The 19,870-nt window shown below is 64.2% G+C and carries 19 protein-coding genes, 1 tRNA gene and 1 pseudogene; 11 read left to right on the top strand and 10 right to left on the bottom strand.

All coding sequences use genetic code 11. The annotated features are described in order from the left end of the window. Nucleotides 1-175 precede the first annotated feature (175 nt). Both XH80_RS00245 and XH80_RS00240 read left to right on the top strand, forming a co-directional pair. The gene (locus tag XH80_RS00245) at nt 176-1,366 is read left to right on the top strand and encodes a hypothetical protein (RefSeq protein WP_271596862.1); all 1,191 of its coding nucleotides are present in this window, start codon (nt 176-178) and stop codon (nt 1,364-1,366) included. Nucleotides 1,367-1,682: 316 nt separating this feature from the next. Beyond that, nucleotides 1,683-2,711, top strand: a pseudogene (locus XH80_RS00240) (recombinase family protein); the annotation flags it as partial. Between the two features lie 123 nt (nt 2,712-2,834). Here the strand turns inward: XH80_RS00240 and XH80_RS00235 are convergent. The 5 genes from XH80_RS00235 to mnmA form a co-directional block, all read right to left on the bottom strand. Next, nucleotides 2,835-3,242 carry a hypothetical protein gene (locus tag XH80_RS00235; protein ID WP_271596861.1) on the bottom strand — a complete coding sequence of 136 codons (408 nt, stop codon included), beginning with the start codon at nt 3,240-3,242 and terminating at the stop codon, nt 2,835-2,837. A 13-nt stretch (nt 3,243-3,255) separates the two neighbouring features. Next, nucleotides 3,256-3,332, bottom strand: a tRNA-Met gene (locus XH80_RS00230). A 247-nt stretch (nt 3,333-3,579) separates the two neighbouring features. After that, on the bottom strand, nt 3,580-3,945 hold the full coding sequence (locus XH80_RS00225) for a hypothetical protein (RefSeq protein ID WP_271596860.1): 366 nt from the start codon (nt 3,943-3,945) through the stop codon (nt 3,580-3,582). Nucleotides 3,946-3,991: 46 nt separating this feature from the next. Then, entirely contained in the window at nt 3,992-4,630 is a 639-nt protein-coding gene (locus XH80_RS00220; RefSeq protein WP_271596859.1) for a class I SAM-dependent methyltransferase, read from the bottom strand. Between the two features lie 186 nt (nt 4,631-4,816). Next, nucleotides 4,817-5,998, bottom strand: a complete 1,182-nt coding sequence (mnmA, locus tag XH80_RS00215) for a tRNA 2-thiouridine(34) synthase MnmA (RefSeq protein WP_271596858.1) — start codon at nt 5,996-5,998, stop codon at nt 4,817-4,819. Nucleotides 5,999-6,363: 365 nt separating this feature from the next. Here mnmA and XH80_RS00210 point away from each other — a divergent pair, with 365 nt between their 5' ends. From XH80_RS00210 to XH80_RS00170, 9 genes are all read left to right on the top strand, one after another. Beyond that, on the top strand, nt 6,364-7,998 hold the full coding sequence (locus XH80_RS00210; RefSeq protein ID WP_271596857.1) for a flagellar hook-length control protein FliK: 1,635 nt from the start codon (nt 6,364-6,366) through the stop codon (nt 7,996-7,998). A gap of 13 nt (nt 7,999-8,011) precedes the next feature. Next, entirely contained in the window at nt 8,012-8,722 is a 711-nt protein-coding gene (locus tag XH80_RS00205) for a flagellar hook assembly protein FlgD (RefSeq protein ID WP_271596856.1), read from the top strand. Between the two features lie 343 nt (nt 8,723-9,065). Beyond that, nucleotides 9,066-9,341, top strand: a complete 276-nt coding sequence (sciP, locus tag XH80_RS00200) for a CtrA inhibitor SciP (RefSeq protein WP_002714638.1) — start codon at nt 9,066-9,068, stop codon at nt 9,339-9,341. A gap of 192 nt (nt 9,342-9,533) precedes the next feature. Next, nucleotides 9,534-11,147: a flagellar basal-body MS-ring/collar protein FliF gene (gene fliF, locus XH80_RS00195; protein ID WP_271596855.1), complete on the top strand. Its 1,614-nt coding sequence runs from the start codon at nt 9,534-9,536 to the stop codon at nt 11,145-11,147. Between the two features lie 17 nt (nt 11,148-11,164). Continuing rightward, nucleotides 11,165-12,262, top strand: coding sequence for a flagellar motor switch protein FliG (gene fliG, locus XH80_RS00190; protein WP_271596854.1), 1,098 nt, complete (start codon nt 11,165-11,167; stop codon nt 12,260-12,262). Further along, on the top strand, nt 12,262-12,882 hold the full coding sequence (locus tag XH80_RS00185; RefSeq protein WP_220003201.1) for a FliH/SctL family protein: 621 nt from the start codon (nt 12,262-12,264) through the stop codon (nt 12,880-12,882). Before fliG ends, XH80_RS00185 begins: the two co-directional genes overlap by 1 nt. 3 nt (nt 12,883-12,885) lie before the next feature. After that, nucleotides 12,886-13,236: a flagellar motor switch protein FliN gene (gene fliN / locus XH80_RS00180; protein ID WP_271596853.1), complete on the top strand. Its 351-nt coding sequence runs from the start codon at nt 12,886-12,888 to the stop codon at nt 13,234-13,236. A 54-nt stretch (nt 13,237-13,290) separates the two neighbouring features. Next, nucleotides 13,291-14,676, top strand: coding sequence for a sigma-54-dependent transcriptional regulator FlbD (flbD, locus tag XH80_RS00175; protein ID WP_220003202.1), 1,386 nt, complete (start codon nt 13,291-13,293; stop codon nt 14,674-14,676). 260 nt (nt 14,677-14,936) lie between these two features. Next, nucleotides 14,937-16,085, top strand: coding sequence for a M20 family metallopeptidase (locus tag XH80_RS00170; RefSeq protein ID WP_271596852.1), 1,149 nt, complete (start codon nt 14,937-14,939; stop codon nt 16,083-16,085). Nucleotides 16,086-16,200: 115 nt separating this feature from the next. Here XH80_RS00170 and XH80_RS00165 read toward each other — a convergent pair whose 3' ends face one another. From XH80_RS00165 to ssuD, 5 genes are all read right to left on the bottom strand, one after another. Next, nucleotides 16,201-16,356 (bottom strand): hypothetical protein, encoded by a 156-nt coding sequence (locus XH80_RS00165; protein ID WP_167354015.1) that lies wholly within the window; start codon nt 16,354-16,356, stop codon nt 16,201-16,203. Between the two features lie 86 nt (nt 16,357-16,442). After that, nucleotides 16,443-17,021: a flavin reductase family protein gene (locus tag XH80_RS00160; RefSeq protein ID WP_271596851.1), complete on the bottom strand. Its 579-nt coding sequence runs from the start codon at nt 17,019-17,021 to the stop codon at nt 16,443-16,445. Between the two features lie 31 nt (nt 17,022-17,052). Then, nucleotides 17,053-17,889: an ATP-binding cassette domain-containing protein gene (locus XH80_RS00155; protein ID WP_271596850.1), complete on the bottom strand. Its 837-nt coding sequence runs from the start codon at nt 17,887-17,889 to the stop codon at nt 17,053-17,055. Between the two features lie 20 nt (nt 17,890-17,909). Beyond that, nucleotides 17,910-18,716 (bottom strand): ABC transporter permease subunit, encoded by an 807-nt coding sequence (locus XH80_RS00150; RefSeq protein WP_271596849.1) that lies wholly within the window; start codon nt 18,714-18,716, stop codon nt 17,910-17,912. Further along, nucleotides 18,713-19,870, bottom strand: coding sequence for an FMNH2-dependent alkanesulfonate monooxygenase (gene ssuD, locus XH80_RS00145; protein WP_271596848.1), 1,158 nt, complete (start codon nt 19,868-19,870; stop codon nt 18,713-18,715). The genes XH80_RS00150 and ssuD overlap by 4 nt, the downstream gene beginning before the upstream one ends.

Here is a 19,870-nt window from a genome sequence, read left to right as displayed (position 1 = left end):
TCTAGACCAATTCCCCGCGCTCCAACCAATCGGACATTTCGTCGTCGCCTTCATTCTGTTTGCCTTCTCTTTGACTGTGGTCGGCATGATGCTCTGCGTGGCAACATACGTCCGTCGGCGGTCATCCGGGATAACTTCCTTACGCACAGTCTCGGCCCGGCGGATGCTCCGGGACTTGAACCGCACTTTCGGGGCGCGCGTTGTGGCGGTAGCGCTCGGCGGAATGGGAGACTCTCGCATTCTTGCGATGCGGATAGGAACTCGCGACGTTGTCGGCGTCGGTCGGGGGGCCTTGCCATTTATAAGACGCGAACCTGAAGGGTTTCGCTACCGACTAGCTCATGAATACGCACATTTGGCCGCCGGTGACCCGCTTCATGAGAATTGGCTGTCCGTTGTCTACACCACCGCTACGCTTTTTCTGTCAATCGCTTACGGATCGGCCCTATTCAATATGTTGGTTGCATTGGCAGACATCGGCAATGTTGGAGGATGGCCTGAAGTGAGAAAGGCGCTCTTCGGCTGGATGGAATTTGGAATGGTCGCAAACTTAGTGCTGTTCGGAAGCATCTTCCTGGTGCTGATGCTGGAGCGGCGCTCCGCAGTGCGACTTCGGGAGTTTTATGCTGATGCCGCCGCGACAATAGCTGTTGGACCTATCGCCAACGTCTTTTCAGTGACCACGCGCGACACAACCGCACTGAGCAGGTTTTCGTCCCGCTTTCTCGGACTGCACCCGGCGCCAGCGACGCGCGCCATTGCCATGACTGATCACAGTGCGGTGTACCGTGCTGACATGATGCTTTTCGGTCTGCTAGGCTTCTTCAGTGCTTTCGTCCTCGAATTTGTACTTCAACTCCTGTTTACCTCGGCCAGCGCGACTCTTGCCACATTCGACGACAGACGTGCATCGCTTTGGCGATTTCTAACGATCAATTCAACAATTACATCCGGAACGATTGTTTTCGGCGCGCTGCTCCTCATAGCCGTCCACTTCCTCGTGTTGACGCGACTAGCCGCAACGGTGCGCTTAGCTACTAAGCGGCAACAGCGCATAAGCCTGCTCGCCGCAGTTCCGCCGTTCACTGCTGCGGGCGCTCTCGCTTTGCTCATGACCAGTGAGGGCGTTTTATGGGATCTCCAGCAAAGCGGGGTTGAACTTGTCACGCTACGTCATTGTGGGCTGGGATCGATTGACCTTACATGGTGTCGCGCTGCTGGCTCTTTGTGCTGTGATCATGACACTCTTCGTGCTGCAGCGTCAAAGTCGTGGATCAATTTTGGTGCTGGGGGCGATCCCGGTACTAACCACGCTACTCGTGGGGTACTTGCTATACCGATAGCTGGTCGAGACTTATATCTCTAGTTTCGAAGCGGTCGTCCTTTTTCTACGCTATAACATTCGATTCAACGCTCGAGCAAAAAGGCCCTGCCTTTTCTCAAGTTATCGTTGCATCCTACTCGGATGAAGCGCGCGAGATTGGTAGGAGTAGTCGATCGCGGACCAGGGCGCGCAACCTCAGGCGAACTAGATCCTGCTTTGGTCCGATTTGTTGAAGCACTTGCAATCGCCGATGCAAGGCGCGATCATCTTCTCGATAGCGAGCGCCTCATGAAGAATTATCTTGATGCCGCTGGCGACAAGCCCATCAGGACTGGTATTCGAGATGAAACCCGCGGCGATCTATGCTCGGTTCTCGACCGAGCTTCAAAACGAAAAATCGACTGAAGACCAGATTGCATTGTGCCGCGCTTATGCGGCTCGTCACCAACTCGATGTCGTTGCTACCTTTGAAGACAAGGCGCGTTCTGGGGCATCAGTATTTGGCCGCGATGGTTTGATGCAGCTTATGGACGCCGCACGTCAGCATCGCTTCACGGTGGTGATCGTAGAGGCATTGGACCGGCTCTCACGTGACATGGAGGATCTGGCCGGCATTCACAAAAGGTTGTCTTTCCAGGGGATCGAGATCCAGGCCGTCCACGATGGCACTGCGGACTCCATCTTGATTGGGATCCGCGGCCTCGTCGGACAGATGCAGCGCGAGGACGGCGCGAAGAAGGTCCGCCGCGGCATGGCCGGTGTGGTACGCGAAGGCCGACACGCAGGAGGGCGAGCTTACGGATATCGAGCGGCACCTGGCAAGCCCGGCGAGCTCGAAATCATCGAAGATGAAGCTACGATTGTCCGACGGATTTTTGCAGCATACGCAGCGGGGCGGGCACCACGAGAGATCGCGCAGGATCTTAATCGGGAAAATATCCATCCGCCGCGAGGCCGGCGATGGAATGCGTCGACGATCAATGGCAACGCCAAGCGCGGGACGGGACTCATCTTCAATGAGCTCTATGCTGGCCGTATCGTCTGGAACAAGGTCAGGATGGTGAAGGATCCCGATACGGGCAAGCGATTGTCTCGTCCGAACCCTCGTGAGGAGTGGCAGAGCATCGATGCGCCCCAACTGCGGATCGTCGAACAGTCAGTTTGGGAGCAGGCGCACGCCTTGAAGACTGAGAGGGGGCATTTGGCCAGCCACATGAAGCGACGAGCCCCACATCTCCTATCGGGTCTTCTTCGGTGCGGTTGTTGCGGATCGGGCCTGTCAGTTCACGACCGCGACAAGACCGGAAAGACAAGGATTCGTTGCTCAGCTGTGCGCGAGAGTGGCAGTTGCTCGAATCGCAGGATCATCTACTTGCGCGACATCGAAACACTTGTGCTCGGTGGGATGGTCGAGGAGTTGAAGGACCCACGGCTGATCGGGACCTACGTCCGCAACTACAATAGTGAACGAGAGCGGCTTGCGCGAAACGCTTCCGCGGAGCGCCTGCGGCTAGAGGCCAAACGTGACCGGATCGAAGGCGAGCGTCAGCGCAACATTGATCTCGTGATCAACTACGTGATTTCCGAGGAGGATGCCAAGCAACGGATCGCCGAGTTGAAGCAAGAACGGTTGCGCGTCGAGGCGGAAATAGCTGCCCTCGAGGAGGCCCCTGCCCCCATCTCTCTGCATCCGGCAACGCTGGACCGCTACATCGAGACAGTTAATGCGCTTGCCGACACGATAGCGAGACACGCAAGCGCAGAGGACGACCGCGGCCCGTTGGTCGCCGACTTCAGGTCGCTTGTGTACAGCGTCATCGTCCACCCGAAAGGCCCTGGGGAAGGGTTCGAGGTCGAGGTGAAGGGAAAGCTGGCCGCACTGGTCGGCGGAGGGGTCTTTCCGGACGCCCACCATCATAGTGGGGGATACGTGGTAGCGGGGGAGGGACTCGAACCCCCGACCCCAGGATTATGATTCCCGTGCTCTAACCAGCTGAGCTACCCCGCCACGAGCCGATCGCGGCGGCCGAAAAGGCCGATCTCGCGAACGCGCGGCATATAAGGAAGGGGGCGGTGGGAAGTCAATCCGAAAAGCTGCCGCCTTCGCCAAGGCTTCGGCGCGACAAGTCCGCGGGAAAGCTGGCCTTTCCGGCACTGGGCTCGTGGATGGGCCCCCTCACCCGGAATCCGCGCAAGCGCGGATTCCGGCCTCTCCCCGGCGGGGAGAGGCGAAGGGCGCCTGCGCGGAAACTCCCTTATTTCGGCTTCACATTGGGGTCGCCGCCGGGGCTGCCGGGGGGCGGGATGACGGGCATTTTGCCGTCGGTTGACGGCGCCGGGGCGTGCATTTCGGGGTCGACGCCGGCGGGCGGGCAGAGCACGCCGTCGGATTTGGCCAGCTTGTCGCCGAGCCGTTCCCGAGCCTGGCCCGTGGTGGTGCCGTCGGGCGCGGTGGCGCGGTTGGGGCGCTCCTGCGGGGCGCAGTCGGCGGCGGCGTGTTGCGGGGATGGCGGCGCGGTCGCTTGCGGCGGCGTCGCCGGGGCGGGCGGGGCCTGTGCGATCGCCGGCCCAAAGGCTGCGATCACGAGACCCGCAAAGATGATGTTTGATGTCGTGCGCATGGGAAGGAAACGCGCTAGGCGCGCGTGCTGTTCCCACCGCCGGACATTACGATTTGCGGTAGCGGATCAACGAAAAGTGCCCCATCGGCGGCATCGGGCGGCGTTCCGCCAGCGTGACGCCACCGTGCCTGGCGGCCCAGTTCACCAGGCGGGCCCACGGGAATTCCGGGCGCCAGCCGAGGCGGCGGGCGAGCGGCGCGAAGGCGAGTTCGGAGAGCTTGCGCAGACCCTTTTCCGCGCCGATGTGGTTGACCAGGATCAGTTCGCCGCCGGGCCTCAGCACGCGCACGAACTCGTCGAGCGTGCCTTCGGGATCGGGCACCGCGGTGATGACATATTGCGCGACCACCGCATCGAAGGAATTGTCGGGGAAGGCGAGATTCTTCGCGTCCATCACCGAGAGCACTTCGACATTGGAGAGACGCAGGCTCCGCACGCGCTGCTGCGCCTTGCGCAGCATCGGCTCGGAAATGTCGACGCCGCAGATTTTTGTGGTGCGCGAATAATCCGACAGCGAGAGGCCGGTGCCGACGCCGACGTCGAGGACGCGGCCGCCGATGCGGTCGGCCTCGGCGATGGTCGACTGCCTGCCAGCATCGAACACCTTGCCGAACACGAGATCATAGACCGGCGCCCAGCGGCCATAGGCCTTCTCGACCCCGGCCCGCGAGATGTCTGCTGCCATGCCCCTGCCCTTACTTCACCTCTCCCCGTCGGGGAGAGGTCGGATTGCGCAGCAATCCGGGTGAGGGGCCGCGGAGTACAGTGAGACCGTAACCCCTCACCCGGATCGCATCTGGCGATGCGATCCGACCTCTCCCTTCGGGAGAGGTGAACCCAGCCCGACCGGTTGCGCTAAATGTCGTCATGATTAGCCGCGAACCGCTTCCACCAGCGGCCTCGCCGTGTTGCTCGCGACCTTCGCGGCTGCGCTCTGGATGAAGCCGCCGCCGAGCACGCGCGCCTGCCCGCTGGCTGCGTCGTAGAACACGCAGGCTTGTCCCGGCGAGACGCCCTCTTCGCCGGCGACGAGCTCGACCTCGTAAGCACCATCGGCGCCGCGCAGCCAGGCCGGCTGCGGGCTGCGGGTCGAGCGCACGCGGACGAACAGCTCGAGCCCGCCCCCGATGGCGCTGTCGATATCGCCGCCGCCGATCCAGTTGACGTCACGCAAGGTGATGCGGTGCATCTTCAGCGCCTCGCGCGGGCCGACGACGACGCGGCGGTTGGCGGCGTCCAGCCGCACCACGTAAAACGGCGCGGCAGCGGCGATGCCGAGGCCGCGGCGCTGGCCGATGGTGAAGTTGGCAATGCCGTGATGCTGGCCGAGCACGCGGCCGTCGAGATCGACGATGTCGCCGGGGTCCATCGCGTTCGGACGCAGGCGGGTGATGATGTCGGTGTAGCGGCCCGTGGGCACGAAGCAGATGTCCTGGCTGTCGTGCTTGTCGGCAACCGAAAGACCGAAGCGGCGCGCGAGCTCGCGCGTCTCGGGCTTGGTCATGTCGCCGAGCGGAAAGCGCAGGAAGTCGAGCTGCTCTTGCGTGGTCGCAAACAGGAAGTAGCTCTGGTCGCGATCGGCATCTGCCGCGCAAACCAGCGCGCGCGAGCCGTCAACGCGGCGGCGCGAGGCGACGTAATGGCCGGTGGCGAGCGCCTGCGCCCCGAGCTCGCGCGCGGTCTTCAGGAGGTCGCGGAATTTGACTGATCGGTTGCACTCGATGCACGGCACCGGCGTCTCGCCGAGCGCGTAGCTATCGGCAAAGTTGTCGATGACGGACTCGCGAAAGCGGTCCTCGTAATCGAGCACGTAATGGGGAATGCCGAGCTTGGCCGCGACGTCGCGGGCGTCGTGGATGTCCTGGCCGGCGCAGCAGGCGCCCTTGCGATGGGTGGCCGCGCCATGGTCGTAGAGCTGCAGCGTGATGCCGACGACGTCGTAACCTTCCGCCTTCAACAGCGCAGCCGTCGTCGAGGAGTCGACGCCGCCCGACATGGCAACGACGACCCTGGTATCCTCAGGACGGCCTTCGAGATCCAGACTGTTGAGCATGGGCTTAAGCTGACGTGACGGCGGGCGGCGTTTCCCGCGATTCCTGTTGTGCTTCCGGGTCACTTGGGCCGGGACGTCAACGGTCCCCCGGAACCTCTGGTTCCCTTGGGGGCACTGGCTGGCCCGGTCGAAAGCGGCTGAGAGCACCCTTTAATATAGGCGGCATTCGGGTGAAGCAATCATGGCGGCCGCAAGCTTTCAGGCAATTCTTGCCGGGGCGGCAGAAATGACGGGGCGGCGGGCGGGCCGATGGCGGTTGCTCCAACCCGTCAAATAATTGATTTTGCTATATAAAACATCGAAACGGGGGATTGGCCCGCTCCTTGCTGACCTCCTCGTCCGAAGACGTTTTCAAGGGGTCGCCTGTGGTTGGTCACACATCAGACGTAGCGGCGAGTGCGCAGGTCTCGAGCGCGCAAGCGAAGCCTGCCCGGCCGCAGACCAAGGACCAGACGCCGAGTTCCTCCTTTGGCGACCTCGTCGACAGCAATACCCAGGCGATCAACAACGCCATCAGCAACAGCGCCCCGTCCTCGAACCAGGACAACGCACCGCGGCGCAGTAACGCCTCATCCAACTCATCGTCGTCCGCGTCGTCGGACCGGAGCAGCAACAGCGCCTCGACAGACCAGTCCTCGCAGAGCAAGGCGAGCGACGACACGAATTCCCAGACAACGACGCCCGCCAGCGACACGCCGGCCGCGCCAGCCAAGGCCGACGGGAAATCCAAGGACAAGGCCGACGCGTCCACCAACAAGGCGGGCGACGCCAAGGACGCCCGCAAGGACGCCAAGACCGACAGCACCGATGGCCTCGCTGCGGCGGTGGATGCCTCGGTCGCCGCGCAGACCGCGACGCCGGCCGCGACGCCCGATCCGACCACCGTTCCAATTGCCGCGCCTGTGGTGCCGGTCGATCCGAATGCCGTGGCAAACCAGGTCACCAGCGCGGCTTCGTCGCCGTTGACGATTGCAGCGGCCGGCATCGCCGCCAGCGCCTCGATCACGGCGCAGATATCAGGCACCAAAACCGATGCGGCCGGCAAGGCCGCCAAGACCGGGGATGGCAAGAGCACCGACGCGAAGGCCGCGCTGACCGAGGTGGCTGTCGCGAACTCGGACACCACTGCAACCGATGTCACGGCAAAGGCCGCGCAAGTCACCGCGGTCGACCAGGGCACGCCGAAGTCTTCGTTCAAGGCCGTTGTCACAACGCAAGGCCAGACCGACGTCTCCAATATTGGCCAGGACCCGGCGAAGACCGCGCAGACGGCGACACCAGCCCAAAATCCCGCAACGGCGACGGCCACCGCCGCCGCGCATCCGCAAGGCCCAAAGCCGCAGACTGACGCGGCCACGACCGATGCGAAGGTCGACGCAGCCAATCGCACCACAGACGTCACGCCGGCCGCGCCCGTCGCACACGCGCATGCCGACACGCCAGCCGTCGCCGCCGCGACCACCGACGTCAGCACCCAGGCCGCAAACGCCGTGCAGGCGCCGCTGACCACGACGACATCGACGGCCACCGCCTCCACCGCGACGCTCACCGCGACCGCAGCCAATCCGAATGCGGTGCCGATCAGCGGCATCCCGGTCGAGATCGCCGCTGCCGCGCGCGCCGGCAAGACCCGCTTCGACATCAGCCTCGATCCGGTCGATCTCGGCCGTATCGATGTCCGCATCAATGTCGACCGCAACGGCCAAGTCACCTCGCATCTCACCGTCGAGAAGCCGGAGACGCTGCAGATGCTGCGGCAGGACGCGCCGCAATTGCAGCGCGCCCTCGACGATGCCGGCCTCAAGACCGGCAGCAACGGCCTCTCCTTCAGCCTGCGCGACCAGAACTCATCGGGCCAGAACGCCGGCCAGAACAACGACAACGGCAGCAATTCGCGCCGGCTGATCATCAGCGAGGATGATCAGGCCGCAAGCCCGCCGGTCAGAAGCAGCTATGGCCGCATGCTCGGATCGAGCAGTGGCGTCGATATCAGAGTGTGAGGAGTATCAGCCCATGACCACCACGAATGCCGCCACCGCGCCATCGGTCGTCTCCGGCACCACCGACGTTCCTAAATCCTCTTCGTCCAGCTCGCTGAGCTCGACCACGGGCTCGACCCTCGCCGGCAATTTCCAGACCTTCCTGACGCTGCTGACCACGCAGCTCAAGAACCAGAACCCGCTCGATCCGCTCGACACCAACCAGTTCACCCAACAGCTGGTGCAGTTCGCCGGCGTCGAGCAGCAGCTCAAGACCAACGACTCGCTGTCCCAGCTCGTCACCCTGCAGCAGACCACGCAGGCGACGCAGGCGCTGGATTTCGTCGGCAAGACCGCGGTGGTCGACGGCACCACCGCGACCATGAAGAGCTCGTCGGCGACTTGGCACCTCAACGTGCCCACCAGCGCCACGGTCGATATTTCCATCGCCAATTCCAGCGGCCAGACCGTGTTCACCGGCAAATATACCGCCGGCGCCGGCAGCGACATTCCGTTCACCTGGAATGGCCAGGGCAATGACGGCACGCAATGGCCCGACGGCAAGTATACGATCACGGCGACAGGCAAGGACGCCTCGGGCAACAGCGTCGGCGTCGCAGCCCAGGTGCAGGGCACGGTGGATTCCGTCGACCTGACCCAGTCGCCGCCGCTGCTCTCCATCGACGGCAACAGCTACACGCTGAGCCAGGTGAAGAGCGTGGTGGCGAGCAGCAGCGGCAGCTGAAGCATATGGTGTCATCCCGGCGAAAGCCGGGATCCATAACCACAGGGCGAAGTTTGGCGAAGACCGGTAGTTAAAGAGTTTGCCTTGGTATTGCGATCTGCGTGTCATCGATAGATGACGCGGTATGGGTCCCGGCCTCCGCCGGGACGACGGCAAAAGTTAGTAAAGTATTTACGAAGACCCCGCTCGGCCGGCTGAAAGCGTGTTCTCAGCCCGCCGGGACGGTTTCGTTCCAGCCGGATTCAACGAGAATTGTATTGAAGCCTTAGGCTTAGCGGATTTTTAAGCCGACACGCGTAGGGTTACGGCGTGAGTTCAGTGGTTGAGAGTTTGTGAGTACGCCATGACAGAACCCCATCGCCCGAGGGTAAAATACGTCATCGGGCCGGACGGCAGTCCGCTGACGATTGCAGATCTGCCCGCACCCGGCACCAAACGCTGGGTCATCCGACGCAAGGCCGAAGTCGTTGCCGCAGTTCGTGGCGGACTTCTCTCGCTCGAGGAGGCCTGCAGCCGTTATACCCTGACGGTCGACGAATTCCTCTCCTGGCAGTTTTCCATCGACCAGCACGGTCTGGCGGGTCTTCGCACCACCCGCATCCAGCAATATCGCCAGTAAGCGATCCGGAAATCTGCTGCTTTTGACGAAAATCGGCCTCGCTCCGCGAGGCCGATTTTTTTCATGTTTGCTTTTGGGCCGACTTTTGTCCGGGCTGTTAACCGTCGTTAACCATATGGAAACCATCACCTAGGCAATAATTGCCCAGTCGGCCCTTCCAGTGAAAGCGGCCGAATCTGTCGGGGCGGTTGCTTGCAAGGTCTTGCGGACTTCTTAAAGGGTATCGGCGCCGCCCGGTTCGGGGCGATGATCGCGGTCACCGCCGCGCTCATCGGCTTCTTTGCCTTCGTCATCATGCGCGTCACCACGCCGCAGATGACGACGCTGTTCACCGACCTTAGCGTCGAGGATTCCTCCAGCATTATCAAGGACCTGGAACGCCAGGGCATTCAGTTCGAGCTGCGCAATGAGGGCAGCATCATCATGGTGCCCAAGGACAAGGTCACCCGCCTGCGCATGAAGCTCGCCGAGGGCGGCCTGCCCAAGGGCGGCGGCGTCGGCTACGAGGTGTTCGACAAGTCGGATGCGCTCGGCACCACCTCTTTCGTCCAGAACATCAATCATCTGCGCGCACTGGAGGGCGAGCTTGCCCGCACCATCCGCGCCATCGACCGGATCCAGGCCGCCCGCGTCCATCTGGTGCTGCCCGAGCGCCCGCTGTTCGCGCGCGATGCGCCGGAGCCGTCGGCCTCGATCGTGGTGCGGGTCCGCGGCTCGCTCGAAGCCCAGCAGATCCGCGCCATCCGCCACCTCGTCGCCTCCGCCGTCAACGGCTTGAAGCCGCAGCGGGTCTCGATCGTGGACGAGGCCGGCCAGCTGCTCGCCGACGGTGCCCAGGCCGATCCCGAGCAGGCCCTTGGCGACGAGCGCCGCACCGCCTTCGAGAAGCGGATGCGCAAGCAGGTCGAGGACATCGTCTCCTCCGTGGTCGGGTCGGGGCGCGCCCGCGTCCAGCTCTCCGCCGATTTCGACTTCAACAAGATCACCCAGACCTCGGACAAGTTCGATCCCGAAGGCCGCGTGCTGCGCTCGACCCAGACCCGCGAAGAGCAGAGCATGACCGCCGACAACAACGGCCAGGTCACGGTCAACAACGAGCTCCCCGGCCAGCAGCAGAACAGCGGCCCAGCGGCAAAGGACCAGAGCAAGAAGACCGAAGAGACCAACAATTACGAGATCTCCCGCACCACCAAGACCGAGGTGACCGAGGCCGGCCGGGTCAACCGCATCTCGGTCGCGGTGCTGGTCGACGGCATCTACACCAAGAACGACAAGGGCGAACTCACCTACACCGATCGTACCAAGGAGCAGCTCGACCGCATCGCCACCCTGGTGCGCTCGGCGATCGGCTTCGACCAGAAGCGCGGCGACCAGGTCGAGGTCGTCAATCTGCGCTTTGCCGACGCCCCCTCCACCACCCCGATCGCCGAACCGTCCGGCTTCCTCGGCATGCTGCAGTTCACCAAGGACGACATCATGTATTTCGTCGAGCTCGGCGTGATGATGCTGCTCGGCCTGGTCGTGATGTTCATGGTGATCCGTCCGCTGGTGAAGCGCATCCTCGCCTCCGACGAGGTCGCCGCCGCCATCAGCGGCGTCCTGTCGGGCCCCGCGGCATCCGACGAGGCCGCGCCGGCCGGCGGCCAGACGCTGCTGCCGAACGGTACCGCCAGCGCGATCGACGTCGCCACCGTCCAGGGGCAGGTCCACGCCCAGTCCGTTCACCGCGTCGGCGAGCTTGCCGAACGCAACCCCAACGAAACCGTCGCCATCATCCGTCAATGGCTTGCCGAACCCGCGAAATGATCGAGAAGTGAACTGACATGGCCGCTTCCCTGCAAAACGCCAATTCCAACGACATCACCAGCGTCATCTCGACGCTCGGCCAGCGTGCCGGCGACCGGGCCAGGGACGGCAGGAGCTCGGAGCAACTGACCGGACCGCGCCGCGCCGCAATCCTGATGCTGGCGCTCGGCGAGCAATATGGCGGCAAGATCTGGTCGCTGCTCGACGACGACGAGGTGCGCCAACTGTCGCTGGAAATGTCGACGCTCGGCACCGTCGAGGTCGGCACGGTCGAGGACATGCTGCTCGAATTCGTCTCGCGCATGTCGGCCTCGGGCGCGCTGATGGGCAATTTCGACGCCACCGAACGGCTGCTGCAGCAATACCTGCCACCGGAGCGCGTCAACGGCATCATGGACGAAATCCGTGGCCCCGCCGGCCGCAACATGTGGGAGAAGCTCTCCAACGTGCAGGAAGAGGTTTTGGCCAATTACCTCAAGAACGAATATCCGCAGACCATCGCGGTGGTGCTGTCGAAGCTGAAGCCGGAGCACGCCGCACGGGTGCTCGGCATCCTGCCCGAGGAGCTCGCGCTCGACGTCATCAACCGCATGCTGAAGATGGAAGCGGTGCAGAAGGAGGTGATCGAGAGCGTGGAGAAGACGCTGCGTACCGAATTCATGTCCAATCTGTCGCAGACCCGCCGCCGCGACGCGCACGAGGTGATGGCGGAAATCTTCAACAATTTCGACCGCCAGACCGAAACCCGCTTCATCACCTCGCTGGAAGAGGACAATCGCGAATCCGCCGAGCGCATCAAGGCGCTGATGTTCACCTTCGACGACCTGGTGAAGCTGGATTCCGGTTCGGCCCAGACCCTGATGCGCAACGTCGACAAGGACAAGCTCGGCGTGGCGCTGAAGAGCGCCAACGAGGATGTCCGCAACTTCTTCTTCGGCAACATGTCCTCCCGCGCGGCCAAGATGCTGCAGGACGACATGGCGGCGATGGGGCCGGTCCGCCTGCGCGACGTCGACGAGGCCCAGGCGCTGCTGGTCAATCTCGCCAAGGACCTCGCCGCCAAGGGCGAGATCATGCTGACCAAGAACCGCGCTGACGACGAGCTGGTGTATTGATGGCCGCTCCGGCAAAATTCCTGTTCGATACCGACTTCGCCGCGCCCGATCGGACGCGCGAGAAGGCCGCGACCGCAGCCGAGATCGCGCAGAAGGTCGCGGAAGCCGAAGCACGCGCCTATCAGGACGGTTTCGCGGCTGGCCAGCGCGAGGCCAAGGCGGAGAGCGACCGCCGCGTCGCCCTCGCCATGGAAGAGATCAACATCGCGATCCGCGGCATTGCCGCAGGGATCGGCAATATCGAGAGCAAGATGGAGACCGAGGCGGTCGACGTCGCGGTCGCGGTGGCGCGCAAACTGTGCGCGGACCTGGTCGCCGCCGAGCCGCTCGGCGAGATCATGGCGCTGGTCAAGGACTGCTTCTCGCACCTGGTCGCGACGCCGCATCTGGTCGTCCGCATCAACGACGCGCTCTACGACAGCGCGCGCGAGAAGATGGAGCGGCTGGCCAAGCAGAGCGGCTTCGAAGGCCGGCTGGTGATCCTGGCCGAGCCCGAAATTGCCACCGGCGACTGCCGGATCGAGTGGGCCGACGGCGGCGTTGTGCTGGAGCGCAGCGCCATCGCGGCCAAGATCGACGACATGGTTGGACGCTATATCGCGTCCCGCAAGGGGAACTAAGCCATGAGCGACACCGACGGACAGGTCCCGCTGCCCGATCTCAACGGCCCGCTGCCGCCTGCCGGCACCGATGTCAGCTACAGCGAGGATGAATATGCGGCGCGCGTCGCCGCCGACCTCGAAGCCGTCTTCGACGTGCCGGTGCAGGTCTCGGCAGTGCTCGGCCGCTCCAAGATGGATGTCGGCGAGCTCTTGAAGCTTGGACCCGGCACGGTGCTGGAGCTCGACCGCCGGGTCGGCGAGGCCATCGACATCTACGTCAACAACAAGCTGGTCGCCCGCGGCGAGGTCGTCCTCGTCGAGGACAAGCTCGGCGTGACCATGACGGAAATCATCAAGACCGAACGCGCGTAAAGCGAACAAAGGGAATGACGCGCGACCGCGCGACCAGACGGACAGGAGACTGATATGCGGCTTCTCATCGTTGGCACATTGAAGGGCCAGCTCACCACCGCCACCAAGATCGCGATGGACAACGGCGCCACAGTGACCCATGCCGAGGATCACGAGCAGGCGATGCGCGTGCTGCGCGGCGGCAAGGGCGCGGACCTCCTGCTGGTCGACGTTGCCCTCGACATCCGCGACCTCGTGATGCGGCTCGAAGCCGAGCATATCCACGCGCCGATCGTCGCCTGCGGCATCACCAACGACGCCCGCGCCGCGGTTGCCGCGATCCACGCCGGCGCCAAGGAATACATCCCGCTGCCGCCGGATCCGGAGCTGATCGCCGCGGTGCTGGCCGCCGTCGCCAACGATTCCCGCGAGCTGGTCTATCGCGACGACGCCATGGCACGGGTCATCAAGCTCGCTCAGCAGATCGCAGGCTCCGATGCATCGGTGATGATCACCGGCGAATCCGGAACGGGCAAGGAGGTGCTGGCCCGTTATGTCCACACCCGCTCGGCCCGCGCCAAGCGTCCGTTCATCTCGATCAACTGCGCCGCGATCCCCGAGCATCTCTTGGAATCCGAGCTGTTCGGCCACGAGAAGGGCGCCTTTACCGGCGCGATTGCCCGCCGCATCGGCAAGTTCGAGGAGGCCACCGGCGGCACGCTGCTGCTGGACGAAATTTCGGAGATGGACGTCCGCCTGCAATCGAAGCTGCTCCGCGCCATCCAGGAGCGCGTGATCGATCGCGTCGGCGGCACCAAGCCGGTCCCCGTCGATATCCGCATCATCGCGACCTCGAACCGCAATCTGGCGGATGCCGTGCGCGAAGGCACGTTCCGCGAGGACTTGCTGTTCCGCCTCAACGTCGTGAATCTGAAGATCCCGCCGCTGCGCGAGCGTCCGGCCGACATCATGGAGCTTGCCCAGCATTTCGTGAAGAAATACGCCGAGGCCAACGGCGTGCCGATGCGCCCCATTTCGGCCGAGGCCAAGCGCGTGCTCTCCACCAACCGCTGGCAGGGCAACGTTCGCGAGCTGGAAAACACCATGCACCGTGCGGTGCTGATGGCACAGGGCGACGAGATCGGCCCCGATGCGATCCTCACCCCGGACGGCGACCGCCTCGACCTCGCCAAGACCCCGCCCGCCGTGGTGCATGCCACCATGGCCGCCGAGCAGGTAACGCGCGCGCTGGTGGGCCGCACCGTTGCCGACGTCGAGCGCGATCTGATCCTGGAGACGCTCAAGCACTGCCTCGGCAACCGTACCCATGCCGCCAACATCCTGGGCATCTCGATCCGCACGCTGCGCAACAAGCTGAACGAATATGCCGACGGCGGCATCCCGATCACGCCGGCCGGCACGCCCGGTGAATATCCGCGGATGCCGATGATCGGGGCGTAGGGCTTCGCCCAGATCGAGAGGATGCGAATGCCCGTGCTTAGTCCCGGGCATTTTGTTTTTTGGGGCCACGATGCCAGCCTCGTCATTGCGAGCGCAGCGAAGCAATCCAAAATCCCTCTGCGGTGACAGACTGAATTGCTTCGCTGCGCTCGCAATGACGGTGTTGACAGCATTCCTCGCATAACGGGACCGCGTTACGTGACTAGGCCATCCGCTCGCCAAGCCCTATAACCTCGCCCGAGAACCAACCGAGGAACCACATGTCTGAAGCTCAAATCACCGATTGGCTGGCGTCGCAGCGGCAGGCGATGATCGACCTGTTGCGCGACGTCGTGAACATCGATTCCGGATCCTATGACAAGGAAGGCGTCGATGCGGTCGGTGCGCGGTTCGAGCGGCATTTTGCCGAGCACGGCATTCCGTTCCGGCGCGAGAGCCATGGCACCTTTGGCGATGCCATCCACGCCGAGGTCGCAAAACCCGGCAGCAACGAAAAGCCGGTGCTGTTGATGGGGCATCGCGACACCGTGTTCGGCAAGGGCGAGGCCGGGAAGCGCCCGTTCACGATTCGCGACAACCGCGCCTATGGGCCCGGCGTTGCCGACATGAAGGCCGGCGTCGTCATGAACATCTTCGTCGCCACCGCCTTCCACAAATTCGGCGGCAACCCGCATCCGATCAAGCTGCTGATCACCTCCGACGAGGAGATCGGCTCGCCCTCCTCGCGCCCCGTCATCGAGCGCGAGGGACGCTCTGCGCGCGCCGTGTTCAACTCCGAGCCGGGCCGCCCCACCGGCAACGTCGTCACCAGCCGCAAGGGCGGCATCTTCATGCATATGGCCATATCAGGCAAGGCAGCGCATTCCGGCGCCAATTTCGCTGCCGGCGTCAGCGCGATCGGCGAGCTCGCGCACAAGATCACGCAAATCCACGCGCTGACCGACCTCACCAGGGGCATCACGCTCAATGTCGGTCTCATCTCGGGCGGCCAGTCGGTCAATACGACGGCGCCTTATGCCGAGGGCCAGATCGACATGCGCTATGTCGATCCCAGGGATCGCGCCACCGTCATGGCCGAGATCGAACGGATCATCGCGACGCCTTACGTGCCGGGCACCACCGCGACGCTGACGATCAAGGGGGAGTTCGTGCCTGTCGTGCAGAGCGAAAGCTCGAAGGCGCTGTTCGAAAGCTATCAGGCCGCGGCGAGGCAAGCCGGCCTCACCACATTGCAGGGCGAGTTCTCCGGCGGCTGCGCGGATTCCGGCTTCACCGCCGCAGTGGGGACGCCGACGATTTGCGGCGTCGGACCTGTCGGCGGCCTCGCGCATTCGCCGGAGGAATATCTCGAGCTCGACAGCATCGTGCCGCGCGCGCAGACGCTGGCGCTGGCGATTTTAAGGGGCTGATTCAGGTGCCGTAGGGTGGGCAAAGCGAAGCGTGCCCACGAGCTTTTTCGGTCGTAGAGAGACGGTGGGCACGGCGCAAGGGCGCCTTTGCCCACCCTACGAGACCAAGCAAGGCTTACGAATAACTCGGCGCGTCGGGCTTGCGAAAAATGTGGATGGGATCGCCAGGCACGAACGGCTGGCCGCGAAACATCGCATAGGCATACAGCGCGAGATAGGCGATCGCCAACGCGCCGATGGCGTAGAAGGCCCAGGTCCCGACGCGCTTCATAGCTCCGCTCCGCGGCCGTCCCGGATGGGAAGGCTCAGGGCGCTTCTAGAGCGATGAGGCGGAAAAGGCCAGCCCGCGTCCGGCGATCAAACGCGGCGGAGGCGCGCGGGAACGCTGACCTCGGCCAGTCTCGCCGCATCCTCGTCCTGATCCACCGCCACATACTGGCCGTGCCAATAGGCGAGCGCGGCGTTGCGTGCCGAATTCCTGACATCCCTGACCCGGCCGATGACGATACCGTGCGAATGGCGCTCGATGATGTCCTCGACCTCGCAATCGACTGCCGACAATGCGCCGACCAGCAGCGGCACGCCAGATACGGCCGTGACCCATCGGGCGCCGACGAAGCGATCGGCCCCCTTCAATCCGCCCTTGCCGGCAAAGCGCTCGGCGATTTCGAGCTGGTCGGCCGCGAGGATGTTCACGCCGAAGGCGCCGTAGCGGCGGATCAGCGGAAAGGACGAGGCATCGCGATTGATGCTGACCAGCAGCGTCGGCGGGTCGACCGAGAGCGAGGTCACCGAGGTCACTGTCATGCCGGTGATGTCCTTGCCCCGCCCGGCGGTGATGACGCTGACACCGCCGGTGAGGTGACGCATGGCGCCGCGGAAATCGGCGGACGAGACGGGAATTTCGGTCATGAGATCGCGGGGCACTACATTCATGGCATGGTCCCCGAAGCGGGGTTCCCTCTATTTAGGTACGATCGTCCCCCGACAACAGGTGGTTCAGGATCGAGCCTTCGAGGCCGGCAAGCTCGGCCGAGCCGCGCTGGCGGGGCCGGCCTGCGTTAACCACGACGTCATGGGCGATCCGGCCCTCCTCGATCACCAACACCCGGTCGGCGAGCGCCACCGCTTCGGCGACGTCGTGGGTCACCAGGATTGCGGTAAAGCCCTGGTCGCGCCAGACGCGCTCCAGGAGGCGCTGCATCGAGATGCGGGTCAGCGCATCGAGCGCGCCGAGCGGCTCGTCGAAGGCGAGCACGCGCGGACGGGAGACCAGCGCTCGGGCGAGCGCGACGCGCTGCTTCTGGCCGCCGGACAGCACCGACGGCCACTGGTCGCGCTTGTCGGCGAGGCCGACCTCGGCAAGCGCCTTCTCCGCGCGCACATGCGCATCGGTCGACGAACGATCGCGGCCGAGGCCAACCTCGACATTGGACAGCACGCGGGCCCAGGGCAACAGTCGCGGCTCCTGGAACATCACGCGGATGTCTTCGGCCTGAATCTCGTCGCCAAAGCTGACGCTGCCGGTATCGCTCTTTTCCAAGCCCGCGATGAGGCGCAGCAGCGTGCTCTTGCCGCAGCCGCTCTTGCCCACGATCGCTACGAACTGTCCGGCCGGGATGTGCAGATCGATCCCGCGCAGCACCTCGTTGTCGCCGTAGGATTTGCGCAAGCCGCGGATGCTGAGCGGCAGGCCGCTGATCTGTGTCGGCCGCTCCTCGCGCGCGACGCGGGCGTGAGGCGCGAAATTGGCGCGGCTGCCGAACTCGGTTTCGGGAAGGATCGTACGAAGCGCTGTCTGCATGTGATTCCCAGTATTTCTGCTCAATTTTTCTGGAAGGCGGGGTGCCAGGAGAGCGTCGCCCGCTCCAGCACGCGGGAGGCGCTGTCGGCGAGCTTGCCGAGCAGGGCATAGATCAGGATCGAGAGCACGACGACGTCGATCAGCATGAACTCGCGCGCCTGCATCGCCATGTAGCCCAGCCCTGAGGACGCTGCGATGGTTTCGGCGACGATCAGGGTCAGCCACATGATGCCGAGCGCGAAGCGGATGCCGACGAAGATCGAAGGCAGCGCGCCCGGGAAGATCACGCGGCGGAACAGCTCGCTATCGGTCATGCCATAGATGCGGCCCATCTCGATCAGCTGCGGATCGACGGTGCGGATGCCGTGCAGCGTGTTGAGATAGATCGGGAAGAACACGCCGAGCGCGACCAGGAACAGCTTGGCGCTCTCGTCGATGCCGAACCACAGGATGACCAGCGGGATCAGCGCCAGATGCGGCACGTTGCGCACCATCTGCAGCGTGGTGTCGGTGAGCTTTGCCGAGAGCTGCGACAGCCCGTTGGCGAGCCCGAACGCGAAGCCGATGCTGCCGCCGATCAGAAAGCCGATCGAGGCGCGCCAGAACGACACCCAGATGTTGCGGACGAGCTCGCCGGACAGCAGCAGCTTCCAGCCGGCCAGCGCGACATCGCTGGGCGCCGGCAGCACGCGGGTCGGCACCAAGCCGGTGACACAAGCAATCTGCCAAAGCGCGACGATGGCGAGCGGCACGATCCATTGGACCAGGCCATCGACCCGCGGCAGGCGGAAATTGCGCGGAAGTGAAACGCTGTCGATCGCGCTCATGATTGCGACACCCGGTGCTGCGGACGGTAATCGCTGCCGACCGTCTCGCCGAACGGACCGCCGTTGAAGTGCAGCTTCGTGACGTTGCTCGGCTGCTCCAGCGAGAGCAGCGGGAATACCAGCTCGGCAAAGCGATAGGCTTCCTCCAGATGCGGATAGCCCGACATGATGAAGGTATCGATGCCGATGTCCTGATACTCCTTGATGCGTGCGGCGACCGTCTCGGCATCGCCGACCAGCGCCGTGCCGGCGCCGCCGCGCACCAGGCCGACACCGGCCCAGAGATTCGGCGCGATCTCGAGCTTGTCGCGCTTGCCGCCATGCAGCTGCGCCATGCGCTGCTGGCCCACCGAATCCATCCGGGCAAAGTTCTTCTGCGCGGTCGCGATGGTCTCGTCGCTGACATGCTTGATCAGCTCGTTTGCCGCGCGCCAGGCTTCTTCGTTGGTCTCGCGCACGATCACATGAAGGCGGATGCCGAAGGACAGCTTGCGGCCGCGCGCGCCGGCGACATCCCTCACCTTCGCGATCTTCTCGGCAACCTGGGCCGGCGGCTCGCCCCAGGTGAGATATTTGTCGACCGTGTCGACGGCGACATCGATGCCGGCATCCGACGAGCCGCCGAAATAGAGCTGAGGCCGCGGTGACTGCACCGGATGGAACAGCAGCTTGCCGTCCTCGATGCGGATATGCTTGCCCTCGACATTGACGGTCTTGCCGGCAAGCAGGTCGCTATAGACGTTGAGGAACTCGCGGGTGACCTCGTAGCGCTCGTCATGGCCGAGGAAGATGCCGTCGCCCTTGTTCTCGACCGGATCGCCGCCGGTGACGACGTTGATCAGCAAACGGCCGCCCGTGACACGGTCGAGCGTCGCGGTCATGCGCGCGGCGACCGTCGGCGATTGCAGGCCCGGACGGACGGCGACGAGATAGCGCAGCCGCTCGGTGAAGGGGGCAACGCTGGATGCGACGATCCAGGAATCCTCGCAGGACCGGCCGGTCGGCAGCAGCACGCCGTAATAGCCGAGCTGGTCGGCGGCCTGCGCGACCTGGCGCAGATAGTTGAAATTGACCTCGCGGCCGCCGATGCCGGTGCCGAGATAGCGGCCGTCGCCGTGGGTCGGCAGGAACCAGAGGATGTTGCTCTTGCTCAT

The organism is Bradyrhizobium sp. CCBAU 45384, assembly GCF_028128665.1.
Classification (GTDB): Bacteria; Pseudomonadota; Alphaproteobacteria; order Rhizobiales; family Xanthobacteraceae; genus Bradyrhizobium; species Bradyrhizobium manausense.
The sequence above is the reverse complement of the archived record's forward strand: the minus strand, read 5'-3'. Positions and strand labels throughout refer to the sequence as shown.